We start from the raw sequence: 23884 nt of genomic DNA, 5'->3' as shown, positions 1-23884 counted from the left end.
GGAGGGTCAGCCCAGGCCGGCCTCCGTCCCGATGCCCGGTTCGCGGACGGCGGCCAGGACCCGTTCGTGCCGCCGGGTCGTGTCGGCCAGCAGATCGGCGGCGAACGGCAGCCGTTCCGCTTCGTACGCGTCGAGCGCATCCGCCCGGGCGGGGCCGACGGGAGCGGTGAGTGCGGCTGCCAGAATCCGGCCGAGGGCGGCGGCGTCGTGGATGCCGGCGTTCATGCCCCGACCGCCCGCTATCGGGTGGGTGTGAGCGGAGTCCCCGGCGAGGAAGGCCCGCCCCTCCCGCATGCGCACGGCCATCCGGACGTTCACGCCCCAGCTCGTGAGCCAGGTCGGTTCCGCCAGACGTATCCCCGGCATCCGGGCGTGCCGTTCGAAGAGTCGTTGGAAGCCCTCCAGCGACGGGGGCATCGGATCGCCCCGTTCGTCCCGCTCGGGCGAAGCCTGTAGCCGGAAGCTCCTGGTTCCCGGTATGGGGCAGAGCAGCACGGCGCCGCCGTCCGATGAGAACCACTGGTGCCAGTGCTCCCGGCTCAGGCCCGGTGCCGCGACGTCCCCCAGCACCATCGTCGGAGCCCGCTCCGTGCTCCCCTCGAAGGGGATGCCGAGCAGCCTGCGGGTCGTGCTGCGACCCCCGTCGCACCCGGCCAGGTAACGGCCGCGGACGGCGCGGCCGTCCGCCAGTTCCACGTCGACTCCTGCCCCGTCCTGGCGGATCCCGGTGAGGCGGGACCCGTACTCCACGACCACGCCCAGTTCGGTGAGCCGCTCGCGCAGCACGTCCTCGATCTGCCACTGCCCCATGAAGAGGGCGCCGTCGTAGGGGGTGTCGCGGACGTGGACCCCGTCGAAGTACTTGCGGAAGACGAGCCCGTGGCTGCCGATGCCCGCGAGTCGCCGGGAGACGTCCGGCCCTTCGAGGAGTTCCAGGGAGTCGGGGTGGAGCGTCTTGCCGCGGGATTCGCGGTGCGGCGCGGTGCGCCGGTCGAGGATGCGCACCCGCGCACCGCGCCGGGCCAGCTCGCACGCCAGGGTCAGCCCGGTGGGGCCGGCTCCGGCGATCAGTACGTCGGTCATCGCGAGTCCTCTCGTCCGTGCGTCGTCTGTCTCAAGGAAAGCGCCTTCCGAAGAAAAAAGCAACTCAGTTAAAAAATTTACTCAGTCACGATTCAGTGCTACGGTGTACGCATGGAAAACGCGACGGGTCTCCGTGAGAACAAGAAGCTGCGTACGCGCCGCCAGCTGGCGGCCACGGCGCTCGAACTCTTTCTGGAACGCGGCTTCGACGCCGTCTCCGTGGCGGACGTCGCCGCGGCGGCGGAGGTGTCCAAGCCCACGCTGTTCCGGTACTTCCCGAGCAAGGAGGACCTGGTGCTGGACCGGTTCGCCGACCGTCAGGACGAGGCGGCGCGCATCGTGCGGGACCGGGCGCCGGGGCGAAGTCCCGTCAGCGCCCTGCACGAGCACTTCGTCGCGGCCCTCGGGGAACGGGATCCGATCACCGGTCTGTGCGACCACCCCGACGTCCTGGCCTTCCAGAAGCTCGTCTACTCCACCGCCGGCCTCGAGGCGCGGCTGGCCCACTACAGTGCCCGGGAGGTCGAACTGCTCACCGACGTACTCGAAGCCGAGTCCGTCCCGCCGCTCGCCGCCCGGCTGGCCGCCCTGAACCTGGTGACCGCCCGTCAGGAGCTGGGCCGGGCGAACTACCGCCGGATAGGCGCCGGGAAGAGCGCCGACGAGGCCCACCCGGAGGCCGTGGCCGAGGCCCACCAGGCGTTCGGAATGCTGGCCGGCGGGCTCGAGCGGGTCCTGCCCATACGCGAGGCCTGATCCGCGGCATCCGGTCCGGCATCCGGTCCGGGGTTGGACCCGCGGGGCTGTCGGGTCAGTCGGGTCGGCCGACCAGGATGCGCTTCAGTTCGCGGGCGGCGCGCGGGGGAGCCACGTCCGTGCGGTGCGCCAGGGCGATCGTGCGGCGCAGGGGCGAGCCGGCCAGCGAGGTCGCCCGCAGGCCCGGGCCCGCCCGGTCGACCACCATCGCCGGGACCACCGCCACGCCCAGGCCGGCCCGGACGAATCCGAGCACCGCGTCCATCTCGCCGCCCTCCACGGTGAACACCGGTTCGAAGCCCTCCGCCCGGCAGGCCGTCACCGTCATCTCCCGCAGGTCGTAGCCGTGCCGGAACATCACCATCGGCTCGTCCCGCAGCCCGGAGATGGTCAGCTCGCCACCGCCGCCGGGCGCCGGCAGCTCGGACGAGGACACCACCACCAGGTCCTCCGTCAGCAGCTCCACCGTGGTCAGCGCCGGGGCCGAGGGCGGGAGCGGCAGTGCGATCAGGGCAAGGTCCAGGGCCCCCCGAGCCAGCTCCCGTACGAGGTCGAGGGAGCCGCTCTCCTCGATCAGTAGCTCGATCCCCGGATGGGCCGTGTGGAAGGCGCGCAGTACGTCCGGCAGCAGGCCCGTGCACACGCTAGGGGTGGCGCCCAGCCGGACCCGCCCGCGCCGCAGCTGCGCCAGTTCCTGCACCTCCTGCCGGGCCGTGTCCGCGTCCGCCAGAATCCGCCGCGCCAGTGGCAGCAGGGCCTCGCCCGCGTCGGTGAGCGCGATGTTGCCCCGGGCCCGGCTGAACAGCTCCGCCCCCAGTTCCCGCTCGAGTGCCTTGATCTGCTGGGAGAGCGAGGGCTGGGCCACGTGCACCTGCTCGGCGGCCCGGGTGAAGTGCCGGGTCTCGGCCACGGCGACGAAGTACAGAAGCTGCTGGAACTGCATTCGCCCAGGTTACGCCCTTCCATAGGTAAGGGCTATCGAGAGGAGCTCTATCATGTCTTGGACCTTTCAGGACTTAGGTCCTTACCGTCGGTGGCATGGCTCTGGCAACGCGGACGGCCCGACGGTCGTCCACCACGCGCACCATCTGGGACTCGTCCATCGGCAAGAAGACCGTCATGGCGGTCTCGGGCCTCGTCATGCTCGGCTACCTCGTCGTGCACATGCTCGGCAACCTCAAGATCTTCTTCGGAGCGGACGAGTTCAACGGATACGCCCACTGGCTGCGCACCCTGGGAGCGCCGTTCCTGCACTACGAGTGGGCCCTGTGGATCGTCCGGGTCGTCCTGGTGGCGGCCGTGGTGGCCCACGCCGTGTCCGCGTACCAGCTCAGCCGGCAGGACATCAAGGCCCGCCCGGTCGCGTACGTCCACAAGCGCCGCCGCACGAGCTATGCCACCCGCACCATGCGCTGGGGCGGCATCATCCTGGCCCTGTTCATCGTCTGGCACCTCCTCGACCTCACCACGCTCACCGTCAACGAGCGCGCGTGGGCCGGCCACCCGTACGAGAACGTCCTCTCCACCTTCTCCACCTGGTACGGCAACACGGTGTACATCGTGGCGATGGCCGCCCTGGGCCTGCACGTGCGCCACGGCTTCTGGAGTGCCGCCCAGACCCTCGGCGCCGGCAGCGCACGGCGCGACCGGACGCTGAAGTTCCTGGCCAACGCCATGGCCCTCGTCCTGTTCGCGGGCTTCGTGTCCGTCCCCGTCGCCGTCATGACCGGAGTGGTGAGCTGACCATGAGCCCCTACGACAGCAGCTTCGCCCGCTACACCACGGGTGCCCCCCTGACCGACGCCAAGGCCCCCGACGGCCCGATCGCGGAACGCTGGGACCGGCGCCGCTTCGAGGCCAAGCTGGTCAACCCGGCCAACCGCCGCAAGCACACGGTCATCGTCGTCGGCACCGGCCTGGCGGGTGGCGCCGCCGGCGCCACCCTGGCGGAACAGGGCTACCACGTGGTCCAGTTCTGCTTCTCCGACTCCCCGCGCCGGGCCCACTCCATCGCTGCCCAGGGCGGCATCAACGCCGCCAAGAACTACCGCAACGACGGCGACTCGGTGCACCGCCTCTTCTACGACACCGTCAAGGGAGGGGACTTCCGCGCCCGCGAGTCCAACGTGCACCGCCTCGCGCAGATCTCCGTCGAGATCATCGACCAGTGCGTGGCCCAGGGCGTCCCCTTCGCCCGCGAGTACGGCGGCCTCCTCGACACCCGCTCCTTCGGCGGAGTCCAGGTCTCCCGCACCTTCTACGCCCGCGGCCAGACCGGACAGCAGCTCCTCCTCGGCGCCTACCAGGCGCTTTCCCGGCAGATCGCCGCGGGCAACGTCGAGATGCACGCGCGCACCGAGATGCTCGACCTGATCGTGGTCGACGGCGCGGCCCGCGGCATCGTGGCCCGCGACCTGGTCTCCGGCGAGATCACCACGTACTACGCCGACGCGGTGGTGCTGGCGAGCGGCGGCTACGGCAACGTCTTCTACCTCTCCACCAACGCGATGAACTCCAACGCCACGGCCGTCTGGCGGGCGCACCGGCGCGGCGCGTACTTCGCCAACCCCTGCTTCACCCAGATCCACCCCACCTGCATCCCGCGCACCGGCGACCACCAGTCCAAGCTCACCCTGATGAGCGAGTCCTTGCGCAACGACGGCCGCATCTGGGTCCCCAGGGCCAAGGGCGACGACCGCCCCGCCGCGGACATCCCCGAGTCCGAGCGCGACTACTACCTGGAGCGGATCTACCCCTCCTTCGGCAACCTCGTACCCCGCGACATAGCCTCCCGCGCCGCCAAGAACGTCTGCGACGAGGGCCGCGGAGTCGGCCCCGGGGGCCAGGGCGTCTACCTCGACTTCTCCGACGCCATCCGCCGCATGGGCCGGGACAAGGTCGCCGAGAAGTACGGCAACCTCTTCGAGATGTACGAGCGGATCACCGCGGAGAACCCGTACGAGGTCCCCATGCGGATCTACCCCGCAGTCCATTACACGATGGGCGGCCTCTGGGTCGACTACGACCTGCAGACCACGGTCCCGGGTCTCTTCGCCATCGGCGAGGCCAACTTCTCCGACCACGGCGCCAACCGGCTCGGCGCCTCCGCCCTGATGCAGGGACTGGCCGACGGCTACTTCGTCCTCCCCTCCACCATCAACGACTACCTGGCCCGCCACCCCCACCGGGAAGCCGTCGACGACACGCACCCCGAGACCGCGGCGGCCGTCCGCGAGACCCGCGACCGCCTCGCGAAGCTGCTCTCAGTAGACGGCGACCGCACCCCGGACTCCTTCCACCGGGAGATCGGCGAGCTGATGTGGGAGTACTGCGGCATGGCCCGCACGGAGGAGGGCCTGCGCAAGGCGCTCCAGCGGATACCTGAGATCCGGGAGGAGTTCTGGCGGCGGATCAAGGTCCCCGGCCGCGGCGAGGAGTTCAACCAGTCGCTGGAGAAGGCCAACCGCATCGTCGACTACCTGGAGCTCGCCGAGCTGATGTGCCTCGACGCCCTCCACCGCGAGGAATCGTGCGGCGGCCACTTCCGCGCGGAGTCCCAGACCGCGGAGGGCGAGGCCGAGCGCCGCGACGAGGACTTCTCGTACGCCGCGGCCTGGGAGTTCACCGGCCGCGCCCCCGTCCTGCACAAGGAAGAACTCGTCTTCGAGTACGTCCACCCCACCCAGCGGAGCTACGCATGAAGCTCACCCTGCGCGTCTGGCGCCAGCAGAACGCCGACGCCCCCGGCGCCATGGCCTCCTACGCGGTCGACGGCATCTCGAAGGACATGTCCTTCCTGGAGATGCTCGACACCCTCAACGAGGACCTCATCCTGCGCGGCGAGGACCCGGTCGCCTTCGACCACGACTGCCGCGAGGGCATCTGCGGCGCCTGCAGCCTCGTCATCAACGGCGACGCCCACGGCCCCGAGCGCACCACGACCTGTCAGCTGCACATGCGGTCCTTCGCCGACGGCGACACCATCGACGTCGAGCCCTGGCGGGCCGCCGCCTTCCCGGTGGTCAAGGACCTCGTCGTCGACCGCGGCTCCTTCGACCGGATCATCCAGGCCGGCGGCTACATCACGGCCCCCACCGGCGCGGCCCCGGAGGCGCACGCCACCGCCGTGCCCAAGCGCGATGCCGACCACGCCTTCGAGCACGCGGAGTGCATCGGCTGCGGCGCGTGCGTGGCGGCCTGCCCCAACGGATCGGCGATGCTCTTCACCTCCGCCAAGATCAACCACCTCAACGTCCTCCCGCAGGGCTCGCCCGAGCGTGAGACCCGCGTCCTGGACATGGTGGCCACGATGGACGAGGAGGGGTTCGGCGGCTGCACCCTGGCGGGGGAGTGCGCCACCGCCTGCCCCAAGGGCATACCCCTCCCCTCGATCGCCGCGATGAACAAGGAATGGCTGCGCGCGCTCCGCAAGGGGCCACGCTGACGGCACGAACCCGCAGGTGCCTTCGGGGCCCATCCTGGATGCGTTCTGCTTCGCCAACGACGCCGGTACGCGGCCCGTCCCCGTCCCGTCCTCGTCCCCGTCTCCGTCCCGTTCCGTCCCCGTACGAGAGACCGGCCGAACGGGCGCCGGCCGAGGGTGCCTCCGTGGCCGTGCCGCGGGCCGCACCCGCGGCCCCCGCCGCCGTTCCCGCCGACACGCTCGCGGCCGCGACGACCGGGCTCGTGCCACCCGCCCCGGCGGCGTCCCCGCTCCCGCCTGCGCCGATCGGCTGACCGGGGCCGCCCGCGCCGCGCCGCGCCCCGGCGGACCCCCGGCCATGGGCGACAGTGGACCCCATGCCACATGCCCCCACCGGGTCCGGACCGCGCCGCCGAACCGTACTGGCCGCCGCCCTCGCCCCGCTGGCCGCGGCCGGCTGCACGTCCGAGGAGCACCCCGGCGGCCCGGCTCCCGGCCCGCCGGCCGAACCGCGGGACGCCCTGGTCATGGTGATCCGGCACGCGGAGAAGCCGTACGCCGGTGACACCGCCGAGGACGACGAGGGCATCGAGCACCCCGGCTCCCTCTCCGGCCGCGGTCGGCGCCGCGCCGAGGAACTGCCCCGCCTCTTCCCGCCGTCCGCCCGTTCCTCCCTGCCCCGTCCCGCCGCCGTCTTCGCGGCCGGCGGCAAGGCCGCCCCCGAGCGGTGCCGGCAGACGGTGACGGCCCTCGCCACCGCGCTGCGCACACCGGTGCGTGCCGAGTTCGCCGTCGGCGCCGAGCCCGTGCTCGCCCGGACCGTGCTGGGCGCCCCCATGCCCGCACTGATCTGCTGGGAATCGGCCGGGATCCCGCGCCTGGTCCGGGCCCTCGGCGCCCACCAGGTCGTCGGCGTCCCCGCCGCCTGGCCCGACCGCTACGACCTCGTCTGGATGTTCACCCGCCGCCGGGGCCTGTGGAGCTTCCGCGAGCTCCCCCAGAACCTGCTGTCCGGCGACGCGTAGCGACCGCACCGGGCCGCGCCGTCACGGCGCGTTCCGGCCGCCGCCGCCTTCTGCCAGCGCTCGCGCCAGGTACGGAGCCGTGCGGCCCACCCCGGCCGCGGCCACCTCCGCCGGGGTGCCCGCCGCCACGATGCGGCCGCCCTCGGTGCCGCCGCCCGGGCCCAGGTCGACCACCCAGTCCGCGCCCGCCACCACCGCCATGTCGTGCTCGACGACGACCACCGAGTGCCCGGCGTCGACGAGCCCGTGCAACTGCCGCAGCAGCACCCGTACGTCGGCCGGGTGCAGTCCCGTCGTCGGCTCGTCCAGGACGTACAGGGTGTGGTCGCGGCGCAGGCGCTGCAGCTCCGTGGCCAGCTTGATCCGCTGGGCCTCGCCGCCCGACAGCTCCGTCGCGGGCTGGCCGAGCCGCAGGTAGCCCAGCCCGATGTCCTCCAGGGCCCGCAGGCTGCGTGCGGCCGCCGGCACCTCCGCGAAGAAGGCCGCCGCGGTCTCCACCGTCAGGCCGAGCACCTCCGCGATGTCCAGCCCCCCGTACCGGACTTCCAGGGTCTCGGGGTTGTACCGGGCTCCGGCGCAGGCGGGGCACGGGGCGTACGTACTCGGCAGGAACAGCAGCTCCACCGAGACGAAACCCTCGCCCTGGCAGGTCTCGCAGCGGCCGCCCGGCACGTTGAAGGAGAACCGGCCCGCCTTCCAGCCGCGCGCCCGTGCCTCCGGCGCTGCGGCGAAGAGCCTGCGCACGACGTCGAACAGGCCGGTGTACGTCGCCAGGTTGGACCGCGGGGTGCGCCCGATCGGCTTCTGGTCGACGGCCACCAGCCGCCGTACGGGGAAGTCCGGGTCCGCGAGCCGCTCGCCCGCCTCCCGGGCCAGTACCTGGCCCACCAGCGTGGACTTGCCCGACCCCGACACCCCCGTCACCGCCGTGAACACCCCCAGCGGGAAACGGGCCTCCACACCGCGCAGGTTGTGCCGGTCGACCCCGCTCAGGTGCACGGACCCGGTCGCCGTGCGCACCGGCCGCCGCACCCGGTCCGCCGGAGCCGTCCCGGACAGGTACGGCGCCGTGGCGGACCGTGGTACGTCGGCCAGGCCCGCGGGCGGCCCGCTGTACAGGACCTGCCCGCCGTGCTCCCCGGCCAGCGGTCCCACCTCCACCAGCCAGTCCGCGTGCCGCACCACGTCCAGGTGGTGCTCCACGACGAACACCGTGTTCCCGGCCTCCTTGAGCCGGTCCAGTACGCCGAGGAGCGCCTCCGCGTCGGCGGGGTGCAGCCCGGCCGAGGGCTCGTCCAGCACGTACACCACCCCGAACAGCCCCGAGCGCAGCTGGGTCGCCAGCCGCAGCCGCTGCAGTTCGCCCGCCGAGAGGGTGGGCGCGGTCCGGTCCAGGCTCAGGTAGCCGAGCCCGAGTTCCGTGACGGGGCCGATCCGCGAGCGCAGGTCGTCCGCGAGCACCCGCGCGGCCTCTCCGGCCGCCGGCGCGGAGCCCGCAGCCGTCGAGCCCGCGCCGGTCGCGCCCGCAGCCGTCGAGCCCCCGCCCGCGGACCCGGGTACGGCGGCCAACACCGCGTCCAGCTCGGACAGCGCCATCCCCGCGAGGTCCGCGATGCCGTACCCCGCGAAGGTGACGGCCAGTGCCTCCGGCCGCAGCCGGCGCCCCTCGCACACGGGGCACGGCGAGTCGGTGAGGAACTTCTCCGCGCGCGCCCGCAGGGTGGCGCTCTTGCTGTCCGCGTACGTCCGCATGATGTAGCGGTGAGCACTCATGTACGTGCCCTGGTACGGTCGTTGGATCCGGTCGGCGTCGCGCACCGGGTGCACGGTGACGACCGGCTGCTCATCGGTGAACAGGATCCACTCGCGGTCCTTCGCGGGCAGCTCCCGCCAGGGCCGGTCGACGTCGTGCCCCAGCGCCTCCAGGACGTCCCGCAGGTTCTTGCCCTGCCAGGCGCCGGGCCAGGCGGCGATGGCGCCCTGACGGATCGACAGGCCCGGATCGGGAACGAGCAGGTTTTCGCAGGTGCGGTGGATCCTGCCGATCCCGTGACACGAAGGGCAGGCGCCGGCGGCGGTGTTGGGGGAGAAGGCGTCGGAATCGAGCCGCTGTGCGCCCGGGGGATAGGTGCCGGCCCGGGAGAACAGCATCCGCAGCGAGTTCGACAGCAGGGTCACCGTCCCCACCGAGGAGCGCGAACCGGGGGAGGAACGGCGCTGCTCCAGCGAGACGGCGGGCGGCAGTCCGGTGACCGAGTCGACCTTCGGCGCGCCGATCTGGTGGATGAGGCGCCGGGCGTACGGGGCCACCGACTCGAAGTACCGGCGCTGGGCCTCCGCGTAGAGCGTGCCGAAGGCGAGCGAGCTCTTGCCGGAGCCGGAGACACCCGTGAACACGGTCAGCGCGTCGCGCGGGACGTCCACGTCGACGCCGCGCAGATTGTGCTCCCGGGCGCCGCGGACGCGGACGTAGGGGTCGAGGCCGCGCGGGTCGAGGTCGCGCGGATCCGGGGGGCGCGGATCCGGCGAGCGGGGACCGCGGGCAGGGGGGCCGACGGGGAGGGGTGCGGACGCGGGCTGGTGCATTCGTCCCAGTTTAGAGCCCCGCGACGCGGGCCAGCCCGCGGTAGGACTCCACCAGCGCCGTCCGGTCGTGGGTGGACGTGGTGACCAGCAGCTCGTCCGCGCCGGTCAGGGCGGCCACCTCGGAGAGCTCCGCCGCCACCTGCTCCTCGGTGCCGTGGACGTGACCGGCGAGGGCGCCCTCGTACAGCTCCCGCTCCCTGGGGGTCATCTCCAGCGCCTCGATGTCCTCGGCCGGCCGGAGCGGCGGGAAGCTCCCCCGGGTGCGGGAGTTCGCCACGGACCACGCCTCCGGCACCAGGATCCGGCGGGCCGCCTCCGTGGTCGCGGCCACCGCGACCGTCCCGGAGACCACGACGTACGGCTCAGGGCTCCACGCGGAGGGCCGGAACTCACCCCGGTACGTCGCGACGGCCTCCGCGACCCGGTCGCGGGAGCGCAGGTCGCCCACGACCAGCGGCAGCCCGGCCCGGGCGGCGATCCCGGCCGCGGCACCGGTGGCCAGTACGAAGGCGGGGATCCGCAATCCCTCGGCGGGGCGCGCGTGGACTCCGGGGTGGGCGACCTGGCTGCCGTCGAGCCAGCCCAGCAACTCGGCCAGCTGCTCCTCGAACCGGTCGGCGTCCCCCGTGTCGCGGCCCAGGGCGCGCCGGATCCCGTCCGTGAAGCCGACGGAGCGGCCGAGGCCCATGTCGATCCGGCCGGGGAAGAGGGACTCCAGCACCCCGAACTGCTCGGCGACCACCATCGGCTGGTGGTTGGGCAGCATGACCCCGCCCGTGCCGACCCGGATGCGCCGGGTGGCGCCGGCGACGGCAGCCGCGAGCACGGTGGGCGCGGAACCCGCCACGCCGGGCACGCTGTGGTGTTCCGAGACCCAGAAGCGGTGGTATCCGAGCTCCTCGGCCGTGCGGGCCAGGTCCACGGTGTCGCGCAGCGCCTGCGGGGCCGGGTGGCCCTCGCGGGTGCGGGACCGGTCGAGTATCGAGAGTTTTCGGATCACACTCGTGTCAACGCCGGGCGGCCGCGGGGATTCCCGGGCCGCCGCGACGGCCCGGCCGCGGCCCGTTCGCCCTCCCGGCCGGCTTCCCCGGGGCGCGCCCCTAGGGTGGCGGGATGACCGAGAGCACCGCGCGGCCGCTGGCCGTCTTCGACATCGACAACACCCTGGCCGACACCGGCCACCGCCAGCACTTCCTGGAGGGCCGGCCGCGGGACTGGAACGGCTTCTTCGGCGCGGCCCCGGCCGACCCGCCGCTCGTGCGCGGGGTGGCGCTGGCGCGGGAGAGCGCGCAGGAGTGCGAGGTGGTGTACCTGACGGGCCGGCCCGAGCGGTGCCGGAAGGACACGGTCGACTGGCTCGCGCGGCACGGCCTGCCCGAGGGGACGCTGTGGATGCGCGGGAACCAGGACCGGCGGCCGGCCCGGACGACGAAGCTGGAGGTGCTGAAGCGGGTCGCCCGGGGCCGCGAGGTGCGGATGCTCGTCGACGACGACGAGCTGGTGTGCGGGGCGGCGCGCGCCGCGGGCTTCCGGGTGGTCCTGGCGGACTGGGCGGCGGACGCGCCGGAACTCAAGGAGGCCCAGGAGGGCGAGGGCCGCACCTGAGGGCACGCACCGGGACGGCCGGCCGGGCCCGTCGTGTCCGAGCCGCTCGCGGGCCCGGGGCGTGGGCCCGGGGTGTGGGTCAGGGCGGCCGTGCCCGGGGGCGGCCGTCGTTCAGGCGTCCTCGTCGAGGCGGAAGCCGACCTTCAGGCCCACCTGGTAATGCGCGACCTCGCCGTTCTCGATGTGCCCGCGCACCTGTACGACTTCGAACCAGTCCAGATTGCGCAGGTGCTGCCCCGCCCGGGTGATGCCGTTGCGGATGGCCTGATCGACGCCCTCGGGGGAAGTGCCGACGATCTCGGTCACCCGGTACGTGTGATTGGACATGGAGGTCTCCCGACACTGGGTGGCTGTTGCCTTGTTCCACGGTGCCCCAGTTCGTCAGTCTCCGCGAACTTTGTGTGAAGAGTCCCGGGCCAAACCCCCTTGACCCGCCTATTGGTCTATGCCAATTTCAAGCCATCTGAGCCCCGTTCCCAGAAGGTGGACTTTCGTGAAGATGCGCTTCCTTGCCGTGTGCACCGCCCTCGCGGCCGCGGCCGCCCTCACGGGCTGCAGCCAGCTGGCCGACTCGGCCGCAGGGCCCGAGAAGGTGACGCTCTGGCTGATGAAGGGCAGCGCCTCGGACGACTTCATCGGCAAGTTCACCGCTTCGTTCGAACGGGAGCATCCCGGCGTCGACCTGGAGGTGAAGATCCAGGAGTGGACGGGCATCGGCGACAAGGTGAGCGGCGCCCTCTCCGGCAAGAGCAAGGAGAGAGCCGACGTCATCGAGGTGGGCAACACCCAGGTGGCCCGGTACATCGAGGTCGGGGGGCTCTCCGAGCTCACCCTGGAGGGCCTGCGCGAATGGGGCAACAAGGACTGGCTCAAGGGCCTCTCCGACCCCGGCAGCGTCAACGGCGCCCAGTACGGCGTCCCCTGGTACGCCGCCAACCGCGTGGTCATCTACAACAAGGACCTCTTTGCCGACGCGGGGGTCAAGGCGGTGCCCAAGAACCGCCAGGAGTGGATCCAGGCCACCCAGCGGCTCGACAAGGGTGACCAGCAGGGCATCTACCTCGCGGGCCAGAACTGGTACGTCCTCGCCGGGTTCGTCTGGGACGAGGGCGGCGAGCTCGCCGTCGAGAACAGCGGCACCTGGACGGGCGCGCTCCACGAGGACAAGGCCCTGGCAGGCATGGACTTCTACAAGCAGCTCCAGGCGCTCGGCGACGGCCCCAAGGACGCCGACGAGGAGACGCCCCCGCAGTCGGAGGTCTTCGCCCGCGGCCAGGTCGCCCAGATCATCGCCCCGCCGAGCCAGGTCAAGGAGATCGAGGCGGCCAACCCCGCCCTCAAGGACAAGCTCGGCTTCTTCCCCATCCCCGGCAAGACCTCCGAGAAGGCGGGCGCCGTCTTCACCGGCGGCTCCGACCTGATCATCCCGGAGAACACCGGGCAGCGCGCCCACGCGGTGAACGTGATCACCGCCCTGGTCAGCGAGAAGTGGCAGACCGAGCTCGCCCGCACCATGAGCTACGTGCCGAACCGGACGACCCTGGCCCACGTCGTCGAGGGCAACGAGGGCGCGGTGGCCATGGCCCCCGGGGCGGCCCAGGGCCGGGCCACGCCGAATTCCGCCCGGTGGGCCGAGGTCGAGGCCGACAACCCGATCAAGCCGTTCATGACGGCCGTCCTCACCGGCCAGGACCCCAAGCAGGCCGCCAGGGCGGCCTCCGACACCATCACCCGGCTCCTCGGCGCCGGCCGCTGAGACCCGCGCCGCCGCAGACCGGTGCGGCGTCCCACGGGGTGCCGGCCGGCGCCCCGGGACGCCGCCCACCGCCGAGTTCAGCGTCCGCACATCCGGGGGCCTCGGCGCGGCCATGTCGAATCCAGCCCGCCACGGAAGAAGTAAGGAGCCAGGCCGCACACCCGCCGGCCCGGCTCTCCGTGCCCGGCTCAGGAGTCGCCATGACCATCGCACCCCTGTCCCCGTCCCCCCTCGCCGGCGCCCCTGCCGCCTTCCCCGCAGCCCCGGCCCCCGGCCCCGTCGCCCCCGCCCCCCGCTACGCCGTCCGCCTCGCCCGCGACGAGGACGAGGTGCGCGCGGCCCAGCGCCTGCGCCACCAGGTGTTCGCCGGAGAGCTCGGCGCCCGTCTCGACGGTCCGGAGCCGGGTCTCGACGCCGACGCCTTCGACGCCTACTGCGACCACCTCCTCGTCCTCGACCAGGAGACCGGCCAGGTCGTCGGCACCTACCGGCTGCTGCCCCCGGAACGCGCCGCCGTCGCCGGACGCCTCTACTCCGAGGGCGAGTTCGACCTCTCCGCCCTCGCCCCGATCCGCCCCGACCTGGTCGAGGTCGGCCGCTCCTGCGTCCACCCCGACCACCGCAACGGCGCCGTCATCGCCCTCATCTGGGCCGGCCTCGCCCGCTACATGGACCGCTCCGGGCACAACTGGCTCGCCGGCTGCTGCTCGATCCCCCTCGCCGACGGCGGGACCCTGGCCGCCGCCACCCGCGAAACCGCTCTGGCCCGCCACCTCGCCCCCGAGGAGTACCGCGTCACCCCGCACCTCCCCTGGAGCCCCGCGGGCATCACCCACCCCGACCGGATGGAGGTGCCCCCGCTGCTCCGCGGCTACCTGCGGCTGGGCGCCTGGGTCTGCGGCGAGCCGGCCCTCGACGCCGGGTTCGGCTGCGCCGACCTGTACGTCCTGCTCTCCCTGCGGCGCACCAACCCGCGCTACCTGAAGCACTTCCTCGCGCTCGCCCCGACCGCATGAGCGCCTGGCTCCCCGCCTCACCGTGCACCCCCGAGGCCTGCGCCGGCCACCAGGGGCGCACGGCGGGGCTGCCGCGCGCGGTGCTCCGGCTGGCCGCTGCCGCGGCGCTGGTCCTCCTCGGCGTCCTGTGCGCGCCGCCGGTCCGGCTGCTGCCCGCCGGGTCCCGGGACGCGGTCGTGCGGGCCTGGGCCACCGCCCTCGTACGGGCCTTCGGGATACGCCTCACCCCGTACGGCAGTCCCGGCCCGGCCGGGGGGCGCCTGATCGTCGCCAACCACATATCCTGGCTGGACGTCCCGCTGGTGCTGGCCGTCCTGCCCTCCCGGATGCTGGCCAAGAGCGACCTCCGGACGTGGCCGGTCATCGGCGGCCTCGCCCGGCGCGCCGGAACCCTGTTCATCGAACGCGACCGCCTGCGCGCCCTGCCCGCCACCATCGGGGACGTCACCCGGGCCCTGCTGGCGGGAGAACGGGTCACCGTCTTCCCCGAGGGGTCCACCTGGTGCGGGCGCGCCCGGGGGCCCTTCCGCAGGGCCGCCTTCCAGGCGGCCCTGGACGCGCGGGTCCCCGTACAGCCCCTGCACCTCGCGTACCTGCGGGGCGACGGGGCGCCGGCCGGGGAGCCCGCCTTCGTCGGCGACGATCCGCTGACCGCCTCGCTGTGGCGGATCGCCCGGGCCCGCGGGGTGCGGGCCGAGGTCAGGCTGCTGCCGCGGATCCCGCCGGGCCGGTACGCGGACCGGCGGGACCTCGCGGCCGCGGCTCAGGCGGCCGTCGCCGCAGCCGCGGGCCCGGCGCCGCTACCGGGGATCCCCGCTCAGCCGGCCGGGACGTGGGCGACCGACAGGGACAGTGCGAAGCGGCCTGCCGCGTCCGTCCACCATTGGGTCAACTCCAGTCCAGCGGACGCCAGTTCCTTCCGTACGCCCTCCTGACGGAACTTCGCGGAGATCTCCGTCAGGATCTCCTCGCCCGCGGTGAACGGCACGACCAGGTCCAGTGCCCGGATCTTCACCAGCAGGTCCGACCGGGCCCGCAGCCGCATCTCGACCCACTCCCGCTCCCGGTTCCACACCGCCACGTGCTCGAAGTCGGCGGTGTGGAAATCCGCGTTCAACTCCCGGTTGACGACGGACAGGACGTTCTTGTTGAACTCCGCGGTGACTCCCTGCCCGTCGTCGTACGCCGCCACCAGCACGGCCTCGTCCTTCACCAGGTCCGTCCCCATCAGCAGCGCGTCCCCCGGCGAGAGCATCGCCCGTACGGAAGCCAGGAACAGCGCCCGCTCCGGAGGCAGCAGGTTGCCGATCGTGCCGCCGAGGAACACCACCAGCCGCGGCCCGGGGGACTCCGGAAGCCGCAGGGCCCGCGTGAAGTCGGCCAGCAGCGCGTGCACTCGCAGCCGCGGATGCTCCTCCAGAAGGGAGTCCGAGGCTCCCCTCAGGGCGCTCTCGCTCACGTCCACCGGCACGTACGTGTCCAGCCCGGGCATCGCCTCGATGAGGTGCCGGGTCTTCTCCGAGGACCCGGAGCCCAGCTCCACCAGGGTCCGGGCCCCGCTCGCCGCGGCGATCTCACCGGCCCGCTCCAGCAGGATCTCCCGCTCGGCCCGCGTCGGGTAGTACTCGGGCAGCCGGGTGATCTCCTCGAACAGCTCGCTGCCCCGCGCATCGTAGAACCACTTGGGCGGCAGCGCCTTGGGGGTGCCCGTCAGGCCGTGCAGGACGTCCGTGCGCAGCGCGGCCTCCGCGGCGTTCTCGTCGAGGGTCCGGGTCAACTGGAAGTCAGTCACGAGCGCTCCTTCTCCCCGAGCGGGGACTCCTTGAGAGGGGTCAGTTCGACCCGGGTGCGAGTGGCGGTCAGCAAGGTCCGGTCGGGCACCTCGCACCAGCGGGTGTCGTCGTCGTACGGCTCGGAGGCCACCACGGTGCGGCGGGCCCCCGGATCGGCCAGGTACCAGAGCGAATCGCCCCAGGCCGTCGCGGCGATGGCCGCCCCGTCGGTCAGCAGGAGGTTCAGCCGGGAGCCGGGCGCGGCCGACGCCACCTCCCGGACCGGTTCGCCCAGCGCCGTGCCGAGGTCGTCCCCGGCGCGCAGCCGGCTCAGGACCAGCGCCCACACGAACGCCGAATCCGTGCGCGCGGACAACCGGAGCAGTTCCCGGGCCGGCAGGGAGGCCGCGAGCGGCGCCATCGCGTCCGGCCAGTTCCGCACCGCGCCGTTGTGGCTGAACAGCCACGGCCCGTCCGTGAACGGCGCCGCCGCGGCCTCGCCGTCGGCCCCGGCACGGGTGGCGTCCCGGACGGCGGCCAGCAGGGCCCCGCTGCGCACCACGCGCGCGAGGTCGGTGAAGGTCTCGTCGCCCCAGACGGGGCCGGACCGGCGGTAACGGCCCGGCACCGGGTCGCCCTGTGCGTACCAGCCGACGCCGAAGCCGTCGGCGTTGACCGTGCCGTAGCGCTGCCGGCGCGGCTCCCAGGACTGGTGCACCAAAGAGTGCGCGGGCTCGCTCAGCAGCCGCCCGAGGGGCACCGCCGGCCCCACGTAGGCGAGGTGACGGCACATCAGGCTCCACCGTCCCGCGCGGTGCGGAACCCGGAGAAGATCTGCCGGCGCACCGGGAGGTCCCAGTTGCGGAACGTGCCGCGGCAGGCGACCGCGTCGACCGCGAAGGAACCGCCGCGCAGCACCTTGTGCTCCGGCCCGAAGAACACCTCCGAGTACTCCCGGTAGGGGAAGGCCCGGAATCCCGGGTACGGCAGGAAGTCTGAGGCCGTCCACTCCCAGACGTCTCCGATCAACTGGCGTACCCCGAGGGCGGATGCTCCGGCCGGGTAGCTGCCCGCCCGGGCCGGGCGCAGGTGGCGCTGGCCCAGGTTGGCGTGCGCGGGGGTCGGGTCGGCGTCGCCCCAGGGGTAGCGGGTCGAGCGGCCGGTCGCCGGGTCGTGCCGGGCGGCCTTCTCCCACTCCTCCTCGGTGGGCAGCCGGCGTCCCGCCCAGCGGGCGTAGGCGTCCGCCTCGTACCAGCTGACGTGCAGCACCGGCTCGTCGGCCGGTACCGGCTCGGTCACCCCGAAGCGGCGGCGCAGCCACCGGCCGTCCTCCCGGCGCCAGAACAGCGGGGCGCCGATGCCGTGCGTGCGGATCTGCTCCCACCCGGCCGGGGCCCACCAGCGGGGGTCCTCGTAACCGCCGTCCGCGATGAACGCCTCGTACGCGGCGTTGGTCACCGGAGCCGTGTCGATCCAGAACGGCGCGGTGTCCCGGGTGTGGGCGGGGCGTTCGTTGTCGAGCGACCAGGGCTCGGCGGAGGTGCCCATCGTGAAGGGGCCGCCCGGTACGAGGACTTCGGCGGCGACCGGGGGATCGAACGGGGCGTCGGGCTCGCGGTCCGTCAGGACGGGAGCGCCCGCACGGAGCTGATGGGTAATCAGCATCGTTTCGTCGTGCTGCTGTTCGTGCTGGGCGATCATGCCGAAGACGTAGCCGGAGTCCAGCAGCGCCGTGCCCTCGAAGGGAGTGTGCTCCAGCAGGTCGAAGACGCGGCCCCGCACCTCGGCCGCGTACCTCCGGGCCTCCTCCGGGGCCAGCAGCGGCAACTTCGGCCGTTCGGCGCGCGGATGCTCGAAGGCGTCGTACAGGGGGTCGATCTCGGGGTGCATGGACGGGCGGCCCGCGACGTTGCGCAGGAGCCACAGCTCCTCCATGTTCCCGATGTGCGCCAGGTCCCAGACCAGTGGCGACATCAGGGGCGAGTGCTGTGCGACCAGGTCCGGCTCGCTCACGGGGTCGGTGAGCGCGGCCGTACGGGCTCGGGCGGCGGTCAGTGCGGCCGCCGCCCGCTCCCGCAGGTCCACGGGGGGCGTCTCGTGCGCGTCGGCGCTCACGGGCGGGCCTCCGTTCCGGCGAGGCGCTGCCCGGTCGGGTCGTCGGCCGGACACCGGCCGCGCAGGACGTACCGGTCGGCGAAGGCCGCGACTGTGTCCCGGACGCGCGTGCTCGCGCCGAGCCGGGGCAGCGCCTCGGCGGCGGCCCGGAAGCACGCGGTCGCGGCACCCCGCAGCTCGGGGTCGGCCAGACCGTGCCGGGCGGCGGATCTCCACAGCGGGTTGCGGGGCGCGGGCCCGTGGCCGTAGGAGTCCGCCAGCGACTTCGCCACCCGGTACGCCGTCTCCGCGGCCTCCGGGTCGTCGAACAGCGCGTGGACGACGGCCAGGGGCACCAGCCAGCCGTCGTCGCCGGGCTGGGCGTCGATCATCCGCAGTTCGAGGTGGCCGCGGGGCCGGACGGGCGGGAACAGCGTGCTGAGGTGGTAGTCGAGGTCGTCGGCGTCCGGAGGCCGCAGCCCCGGGAGCCCGCCGCCGCGCAGCCAGTCCCGGAAGGTCATCCCGCGCGGAACGGACCACGGGTCGCCGTCGTAGGACCGCACGCACATCAGCTCGGTGTCCAGCGCCTGCCTGACCCACCCGGAGCGGGGTGCGACGTCCATCGGCTGGGCGAGGGCGCGCCGGGCGTCGATGTCGGCCCAGTTACCCTGGCGGGCGCAGCGCCAGCCGTCGTACGGGGCCTCCGTGCCCGGGGAGTTGGCGAACGCGGCCACCAGCACCGCGCCGAGCAGGTGGGCGAGGCGCCAGCGGCGGCCGAGGCCGAACAGGCCGGGTTCCTCCTGGCCGGCGTCCACACAGACCTGCACGGAGGCGGAGCCGCACATCATGGCGCGGCCGGCCGGGCCGGTGCGGTCGAAGTGGGCTTCCATGGCCTCGTAGCGCGGGCTGCGCAACAGCCGGTGGTAGGGGCGGCGGGGGTCCTGGCCGAGGCCGCGCAGGACCAGGCCGCGGGAGAGCAGCGCGGCCCGGACGGCGGTGAGGTCGGCCTGGAGGTCGTCCACGCACCCGGTGAGGGAGGCCGAGGGGGCGGAACTGAGCTCCAGCTGGCCGCCGGGCTCGACGGTCACCGAGGAGTGCAGGGGCAGGGCGCGGGCGGCGGCGTGCGCGGAGCGCAGCCGCTCGGGCGGCACGGGCAGGCCGGGACGCTCGGCGTCCATGACGAGCCATTCCAGCTCGGCGCCGAGGAGCCGTGGCGGGCCGGTCTTGAAACAGATGCCGTGGAGCAGGTCCTCGGCCTGCGTCTCGGTGAGGGGTGCGCCGGGGGGCGGCGCGCCGGGGGGTGGCGCGGCGGTGTGCGGGGCCTGTGGTGCGGGAACGGCTGAGTCGTGTGACATGAACGGGTCCTCGTCTCCTGTCGTCGGCCGTGACATCACCGGTGCCTACCCGCCCCCGGGGTACAAATTCCTTTGTTTCCAAGGGCTGCGATGCCCGGGACGAGGTGTGAGCAGCAGATCGCGCGCGATCGCGCGGGAGAACTCCGAGGTCCTGGCGGCCGGCGGCTGCCGGGCGCGCTCGGGGCGGCAGGTTTCCCTGGCCGCCGCCCTGGCGGAAGCCACGGCAGCAACCAGAATATATGGACCAAACCCTGTCATTCCAGGCGAACTGTCACCGGGTGGAGGCGGCCCGACGACGTTCGAGGCCACGGGGGAGAGCGGCACGGTCGCGGCCCGCAGGCTCGCGGCGGACGGCTGCCGGGCCGCTTCCGCGGCGGTCCTGAACTTCGCCTCGGCCCGGAATCCCGGGGGCGGCTACGTCCGCGCGGCCAAGGCCCAGGAGGAGGCCCCGTGCCGCGCCTCCGCCCTGTACGAGACCCTGCCGGAGGCGCCGGAGCGTTACGCGGCGCACCGGGCGGACCGCAGCACGTTCTCCACCGACCGGGTGATTCACTCGCCCGGGGTCCCCGTCTTCCGCGACGACCACGTTCGAACGGGTCGTGTTCGGCATCCGCGACCGCGACCCCGGGCTCCGCGCCGCCTTCGACCGGCCTTTCCGGCCTGAGCGCCGCCGCCCGCCCGGGCAGTGGTGGGCGGCGGCCCGGGCGGGCGGCGGTGGACGTCCGTGGCGCCGTGGGGGCGGGCGGGCGGCGCCCCGTGTGCGTTACTGCCAGCCGTAGCGCTCGCGCAGCCGGTCGACGACGAGCCGGAACCGAGCCCGCTCCAGGGCGCACGCCTCGCGCCGCATCCCGGACTCGTGCACGCGCAGCACGCGGTCCACGGCCACCCAGGATTCCCGCCCGGCGTTGTCCCAGGGGCCCGTGCCGATCGGCACCCACTCCCGGTCGTGGTCGTGCCGCTTGCTGGACAGCTGGACGGCGAGCAGGGTGCGCCCGCCCGGCTCCCGGGCCACGATCAGCACCGGGCGGTCCTTGCCGCGGCCGTCGTTCTCCTCGTACGGGACCCAGGTCCACACGATCTCGCCCGGGTCGGGATCCCCGTCGGGGTCGGGCGCGTACGCGGTGCGCACGGGGCCGATGGCGCGCGGATCGGCCTCGGCCGTCGCGGTGTGTCCGTCGCGGCCGGGATGGTCGAGGTGGCTGCCGCCGTGATGCGAAGGTGCCGTCATGGCGCGGAGGGTACTCGCGTTCGCCGGCCAGCCGCTCGGCGGTCGGGCCCGGCCGCGCCGCCGGCTCCGTACCGCGGGTTCAGGACGGGCGGGCGGGTGCCCAGGCGGAGGCGGCCTCCGCTTGGGCGGCCAGGGACAGGAGCAGCGGCTCCGAGTGTGCCGGGCCCAGGAGTTGGGCGCCGAGGGGCAGGCCGGTGCCGGTGAAGCCCGCCGGGACGTTCACCCCCGGCCAGCCCAGGACGTTCCACGTCCAGGCGTACGGACAGGCGGCGATCATCGCCCGGTCCGTCGCCATCGCCCCCAGGCCCGCCAGCGCGCCCACCCGCAGCGGCGGTGTGGCCGTCGTCGGGGTCAGGACCACGTCGTAGCGGCCGAATATCTCACCGACCCGCCAGCGCAGCCCCGCCTCCGACCGGCGGGAGAGCCGCAGGGGCAGGCCGCCCAGGATCCTGCCCGTGCGGACGGCCTCGTGCGTACGCCGGTCCAGCAGTGCGCGGTCCGGCACCCGCGCCGCCCAGTCCCGTACGCCCGCGGTCGCCCGGGGCACGAAGGTCAGGCCGATCGGGCCGTACCGGGGGTCCTCCGGCACCACCTCGTGTCCCAGCGACTCCAGCCGCCCGGCCAGCCGCTCCACCGCCGAACGAACCTCGGGGTCCAGGGACTTGGGCGTCGCCGTGAACGGCATCCTGAAGGAGAGGGCGATCCGCAGCCGCCGCGGCGTCCGCGCGGCCGCCTCGACGGCGGATATCCCGGCGGGACGGTGCAGGTCCTCGGCGTGCTGGCCGGCCGCGGCGTCCAGCAGCAGCGCCGCGTCGGCGACCGTGCGGGCCAGCACGCCGTTGACCGTGAGCCCGTTGAAGGACTCGGGCTCCGGCCAGGTGGAGATCCGCCCGCGCTGCGGCTTCACGCCGATGAGGTGGGTCCAGGCCGCGGGGATCCGTACCGAGCCCGCTCCGTCGGAGCCGAGCGCCGCCGGGACCAGCCCCGCGGCGACGGCGGCCGCCGAACCGCCCGAGGAGCCGCCGGGGGTGTGGTCGGTGTTCCACGGATTGCGGGTCTGGCCGAAGGCGGCGCTTTCGGTGAAGGGCCATTGGCCCAGTTCCGGCGTCTGGGTCTTTCCGACGATCACGGCGCCGGCCGCGCGGAGCCTGCGCACGGCCTCGCTGTCCGCGGCCTTCGGGGCGAAGGCGCCCGCGCAGCCGAAGGCGGTCGGCTCCCCGGCCAGGTCCATGTCGTCCTTGACGGCGAGCGGAACGCCGAGCAGGGGCAGCCGCTCGCCCGCGGCCAGCCGCCGGTCCGCGGCGTCCGCCTCGGCGAGCGCGGCCTCGGCGCGCACGGTCCGGAAGGCGTTGAACCGGGGTTGCGCCGCCGCGATCCGGTGCAGGGCCTCCTCGGCCAGCCGGCGTGCGGAGACGCTGCCGTCGGTGAGCGCCGTCACCATCTCCACCAGGCCCGCGCAGGCGGGAGTACTCGGAAGGCCGGGCGGACCGGAGCCGGCCGCGGCGGGTGCGAGCACGGGCGAAGACGAAGACGAAGGTGAATCCGGCACCGTGACCACTCCCCATTACCGATCGGTAGGAAGACGGTAACGGGGAGCGGGCGGTGGAGGCCAGATCCACCGCTCCGGGGAGGCCGTGAAGCCTGTGAAGTCGTCCCGGTGGGTGGCGTGTCCGGCGCCGGCGACCGCACGGACGTCGAAGCCGCGGCTCTTGAGGACGGTTGCACGCTGCCCCTGCCCGTCGGTGGCGGCGGGGGCGACGCCCCTGTACCGGGCCGGAGTTGACTGCGCGGCGGGGGCCGCGCAGGGCGCGGGCGGCGGGTGTCGCGGCCCCCGAGGTGTGCGGAACGGGCGGGCGCCGCACGCCGACGACGCGTGTCATCGCTGGGTAGCATGCCTTTCAGGCCATCCGCCGGACCCCCGGTGCGACCGGTGCGACCGGTCTGGAAGGATGCCACGGCAATGTCTCAGTCACCGAAGTCGCCGAAGCAGCCGGCGCCGGCCGCCGGGCCTGCTCCCACGCCGCCGCCTCCCGTCCCGACCAGCGCCGACGTCGCCCGCCTCGCCGGCGTCTCGCGCGCCACCGTCTCGTACGTGCTGAACAACGCGGAGGCCGTCCGCATCAGCGAGCCCACCCGCGTCAAGGTCCGCAGGGCCGCCGAGGAGCTCGGCTACGTCCCGCACGCGGCCGCCCGCAGCCTGCGCGCGGGGCACACGCGGCTCGTCCTGCTGCCGACCTCGCACGTACCGGTCGGCCCGCTGTACAGCACCTTCCTGAACGAGCTCCAGTGGGCCCTGCGCCGCCTCGACTACACCGTGGTCCAGTACGGGAGCCTCGGCCTCACCGGCGACGAGGCCGCGCGCGCGTGGGCGGAACTGCGTCCGGTGGCGGTGATCTCCCTCGGCGAGATCACGCTCTCCGCGCACAACGTCGCCACCCTGAAGCGCGCCGGGGCCCGTGCGGTGATAACGATGGGCCCGGCCGGCGTGCCGGGTGCGCACGCGCTCGTCATGGACCAGCGCGAGGTCGGGGCCAGGGCCGCCGCCCACCTCGTGGAGCGCGGTCGGCGCCGGATCGGCGTCATCGTGCCCGAAGAGGAGGGGCTGGAGCTGTTCTCCGGGCCCCGGTCGGAGGGTGCGCGGTCCGTGACCGGCGCGGACGTCGAGACCTTCCCGATGTCGTACTCGGAGGAATCCGCGGCGGCCCTCGCGGCCCGCTGGCGCGGGCTCGGCAGGGACGCGGCGTTCGCCTACAACGACGAGTACGCGATGCTGCTGATGCGGGCCTTCCAGGACGAGGGGCTGCGCATCCCCGAGGACGTGGCCGTCATCGGGGCCGACGACCTGCTCATCGGCAGGCTGCTGCGGCCCCGGCTGAGCACGGTCCAGATCGAGATGCCGACCGGCGACCACCTCGCGTCGCTCGTGGACCGCGCGGTGCGCGAGCCGTCGGAGGTCACGCAGCGGCACGACCTGATGGCGGCCAAGGCCGTCCGGCGAGAGTCGACCTGATCCGCACGCCCCTTCGCCTCCCGCCCGCCCCCTCGGCTCCCGCGCGCCCGCCCGCCCGTCCGAGCCGCGGGCGCACCCGTACGTCCGGCCGCCCCGCCGGGCCCCCGCGTCCGCCCGAGGGGCCGTTGACAGGCGGTGACGTGCGGACGGAGACTGCGGGCGCGCCCCACCGGGC

General features: G+C 73.9%; 22 protein-coding genes. 11 read left to right on the top strand and 11 right to left on the bottom strand.

The features are described from left to right. Window positions 1-6 precede the first annotated feature (6 nt). Complete coding sequence (locus ACFWW8_RS16200) at window positions 7-1083, bottom strand: FAD-dependent monooxygenase (RefSeq protein ID WP_386528978.1); 1077 nt, start codon at window positions 1081-1083, stop codon at window positions 7-9. A gap of 111 nt (window positions 1084-1194) precedes the next feature. On the opposite strand from ACFWW8_RS16200, the gene ACFWW8_RS16195 reads away from it, so the two are divergent. Beyond that, the gene (locus ACFWW8_RS16195) at window positions 1195-1839 is read left to right on the top strand and encodes a TetR/AcrR family transcriptional regulator (RefSeq protein ID WP_386528975.1); all 645 of its coding nucleotides are present in this window, start codon (window positions 1195-1197) and stop codon (window positions 1837-1839) included. A gap of 55 nt (window positions 1840-1894) precedes the next feature. On the opposite strand, the gene ACFWW8_RS16190 is transcribed toward ACFWW8_RS16195, so the two are convergent. Beyond that, window positions 1895-2782, bottom strand: coding sequence for a LysR family transcriptional regulator (locus ACFWW8_RS16190; RefSeq protein WP_386528971.1), 888 nt, complete (start codon window positions 2780-2782; stop codon window positions 1895-1897). A 95-nt stretch (window positions 2783-2877) separates the two neighbouring features. Between ACFWW8_RS16190 and ACFWW8_RS16185 the strand changes: the two genes are divergently transcribed. From ACFWW8_RS16185 to ACFWW8_RS16170, 4 genes are all read left to right on the top strand, one after another. Further along, entirely contained in the window at window positions 2878-3582 is a 705-nt protein-coding gene (locus ACFWW8_RS16185) for a succinate dehydrogenase (protein WP_386528968.1), read from the top strand. A 2-nt stretch (window positions 3583-3584) separates the two neighbouring features. Beyond that, on the top strand, window positions 3585-5540 hold the full coding sequence (locus ACFWW8_RS16180; RefSeq protein ID WP_386528965.1) for a fumarate reductase/succinate dehydrogenase flavoprotein subunit: 1956 nt from the start codon (window positions 3585-3587) through the stop codon (window positions 5538-5540). After that, the gene (locus tag ACFWW8_RS16175) at window positions 5537-6283 is read left to right on the top strand and encodes a succinate dehydrogenase/fumarate reductase iron-sulfur subunit (RefSeq protein ID WP_386528962.1); all 747 of its coding nucleotides are present in this window, start codon (window positions 5537-5539) and stop codon (window positions 6281-6283) included. The genes ACFWW8_RS16180 and ACFWW8_RS16175 overlap by 4 nt, the downstream gene beginning before the upstream one ends. 356 nt (window positions 6284-6639) lie before the next feature. Beyond that, window positions 6640-7287 (top strand): hypothetical protein, encoded by a 648-nt coding sequence (locus tag ACFWW8_RS16170; protein WP_386528959.1) that lies wholly within the window; start codon window positions 6640-6642, stop codon window positions 7285-7287. 21 nt (window positions 7288-7308) lie between these two features. On the opposite strand, the gene ACFWW8_RS16165 is transcribed toward ACFWW8_RS16170, so the two are convergent. After that, complete coding sequence (locus ACFWW8_RS16165; RefSeq protein ID WP_386528956.1) at window positions 7309-9873, bottom strand: ABC transporter; 2565 nt, start codon at window positions 9871-9873, stop codon at window positions 7309-7311. 10 nt (window positions 9874-9883) lie between these two features. Continuing rightward, window positions 9884-10873, bottom strand: coding sequence for an MsnO8 family LLM class oxidoreductase (locus tag ACFWW8_RS16160; RefSeq protein ID WP_386528954.1), 990 nt, complete (start codon window positions 10871-10873; stop codon window positions 9884-9886). Between the two features lie 113 nt (window positions 10874-10986). Between ACFWW8_RS16160 and ACFWW8_RS16155 the strand changes: the two genes are divergently transcribed. Continuing rightward, entirely contained in the window at window positions 10987-11478 is a 492-nt protein-coding gene (locus ACFWW8_RS16155) for a hypothetical protein (RefSeq protein WP_386528952.1), read from the top strand. 111 nt (window positions 11479-11589) lie between these two features. Here the strand turns inward: ACFWW8_RS16155 and ACFWW8_RS16150 are convergent, their stop codons facing one another. Continuing rightward, the gene (locus ACFWW8_RS16150) at window positions 11590-11805 is read right to left on the bottom strand and encodes a dodecin (RefSeq protein ID WP_386528950.1); all 216 of its coding nucleotides are present in this window, start codon (window positions 11803-11805) and stop codon (window positions 11590-11592) included. 166 nt (window positions 11806-11971) lie between these two features. On the opposite strand from ACFWW8_RS16150, the gene ACFWW8_RS16145 reads away from it, so the two are divergent. The 3 genes from ACFWW8_RS16145 (at window position 11972) to ACFWW8_RS16135 (ending at window position 15185) form a co-directional block, all read left to right on the top strand. After that, window positions 11972-13234 (top strand): extracellular solute-binding protein, encoded by a 1263-nt coding sequence (locus ACFWW8_RS16145; RefSeq protein WP_386528947.1) that lies wholly within the window; start codon window positions 11972-11974, stop codon window positions 13232-13234. A 200-nt stretch (window positions 13235-13434) separates the two neighbouring features. Next, window positions 13435-14250, top strand: a complete 816-nt coding sequence (locus ACFWW8_RS16140; protein WP_386528944.1) for a GNAT family N-acetyltransferase — start codon at window positions 13435-13437, stop codon at window positions 14248-14250. Further along, window positions 14247-15185: a lysophospholipid acyltransferase family protein gene (locus tag ACFWW8_RS16135; RefSeq protein WP_386528943.1), complete on the top strand. Its 939-nt coding sequence runs from the start codon at window positions 14247-14249 to the stop codon at window positions 15183-15185. The genes ACFWW8_RS16140 and ACFWW8_RS16135 overlap by 4 nt, the downstream gene beginning before the upstream one ends. Here ACFWW8_RS16135 and egtD read toward each other — a convergent pair. Genes egtD through egtA form a run of 4 tightly spaced genes read right to left on the bottom strand, consistent with a single transcriptional unit; the run spans window position 15068 to window position 19471 of the window. Further along, entirely contained in the window at window positions 15068-16042 is a 975-nt protein-coding gene (egtD, locus tag ACFWW8_RS16130; RefSeq protein ID WP_386528941.1) for an L-histidine N(alpha)-methyltransferase, read from the bottom strand. The genes ACFWW8_RS16135 and egtD overlap by 118 nt on opposite strands. Beyond that, window positions 16039-16815, bottom strand: a complete 777-nt coding sequence (gene egtC, locus ACFWW8_RS16125; protein WP_386528938.1) for an ergothioneine biosynthesis protein EgtC — start codon at window positions 16813-16815, stop codon at window positions 16039-16041. The genes egtD and egtC overlap by 4 nt, the downstream gene beginning before the upstream one ends. Continuing rightward, window positions 16815-18137 carry an ergothioneine biosynthesis protein EgtB gene (gene egtB, locus ACFWW8_RS16120; protein ID WP_386528935.1) on the bottom strand — a complete coding sequence of 441 codons (1323 nt, stop codon included), beginning with the start codon at window positions 18135-18137 and terminating at the stop codon, window positions 16815-16817. The genes egtC and egtB overlap by 1 nt, the downstream gene beginning before the upstream one ends. Beyond that, window positions 18134-19471 (bottom strand): ergothioneine biosynthesis glutamate--cysteine ligase EgtA, encoded by a 1338-nt coding sequence (gene egtA, locus ACFWW8_RS16115; RefSeq protein WP_386528933.1) that lies wholly within the window; start codon window positions 19469-19471, stop codon window positions 18134-18136. The genes egtB and egtA overlap by 4 nt, the downstream gene beginning before the upstream one ends. Here egtA and ACFWW8_RS16110 point away from each other — a divergent pair. Further along, the gene (locus ACFWW8_RS16110) at window positions 19470-20135 is read left to right on the top strand and encodes a TIGR02452 family protein (RefSeq protein WP_386528930.1); all 666 of its coding nucleotides are present in this window, start codon (window positions 19470-19472) and stop codon (window positions 20133-20135) included. The genes egtA and ACFWW8_RS16110 overlap by 2 nt on opposite strands. Window positions 20136-20234: 99 nt before the next feature. On the opposite strand, the gene ACFWW8_RS16105 is transcribed toward ACFWW8_RS16110, so the two are convergent. Together ACFWW8_RS16105 and ACFWW8_RS16100 are read right to left on the bottom strand one after the other, a co-directional pair. After that, window positions 20235-20699: a type II toxin-antitoxin system PemK/MazF family toxin gene (locus tag ACFWW8_RS16105; RefSeq protein WP_386528928.1), complete on the bottom strand. Its 465-nt coding sequence runs from the start codon at window positions 20697-20699 to the stop codon at window positions 20235-20237. Window positions 20700-20778: 79 nt separating this feature from the next. After that, complete coding sequence (locus ACFWW8_RS16100; RefSeq protein WP_386529011.1) at window positions 20779-22140, bottom strand: amidase; 1362 nt, start codon at window positions 22138-22140, stop codon at window positions 20779-20781. Window positions 22141-22659: 519 nt separating this feature from the next. Here ACFWW8_RS16100 and ACFWW8_RS16095 point away from each other — a divergent pair. Continuing rightward, window positions 22660-23709, top strand: a complete 1050-nt coding sequence (locus ACFWW8_RS16095) for a LacI family DNA-binding transcriptional regulator (RefSeq protein WP_386528926.1) — start codon at window positions 22660-22662, stop codon at window positions 23707-23709. Window positions 23710-23884: the final 175 nt, after the last annotated feature.

It is taken from the genome of Streptomyces sp. NPDC058701, from assembly GCF_042715295.1.
GTDB lineage: Bacteria > Actinomycetota > Actinomycetes > Streptomycetales > Streptomycetaceae > Streptomyces.
The sequence above is the reverse complement of the archived record's forward strand: the minus strand, read 5'-3'. Positions and strand labels throughout refer to the sequence as shown.